Origin of the sequence: Pseudomonas sp. LAP_36 (genome assembly GCF_019456785.1) — a bacterium.
Classification (GTDB): domain Bacteria; phylum Pseudomonadota; class Gammaproteobacteria; order Pseudomonadales; family Pseudomonadaceae; genus Aquipseudomonas; species Aquipseudomonas tritici.
This window is the reverse complement of the sequence record NZ_JAHZMS010000030.1, coordinates 1-278: the sequence shown is the minus strand read 5'-3', so window position 1 is coordinate 278 and position 278 is coordinate 1. Positions and strand designations below refer to the sequence as shown.

Sequence of the window (278 nt, the reverse complement as noted above, 5' to 3'; positions counted from 1 at the left end):
ACAAGTACAGTAGTAACTGGCTGTACCTTGACGGTACCTTATTAGAAAGCCACGGCTAACTACGTGCCAGCAGCCGCGGTAATACGTAGGTGGCAAGCGTTGTCCGGAATTATTGGGCGTAAAGCGCGCGCAGGTGGTTTCTTAAGTCTGATGTGAAAGCCCACGGCTCAACCGTGGAGGGTCATTGGAAACTGGGAGACTTGAGTGCAGAAGAGGATAGTGGAATTCCAAGTGTAGCGGTGAAATGCGTAGAGATTTGGAGGAACACCAGTGGCGAA

1 rRNA gene is annotated in these 278 nt (G+C 51.1%); it reads left to right on the top strand.

Annotated features, from left to right (window positions below):
• Positions 1–278, top strand: a 16S ribosomal RNA gene (locus tag JBO08_RS28010); the annotation flags it as partial.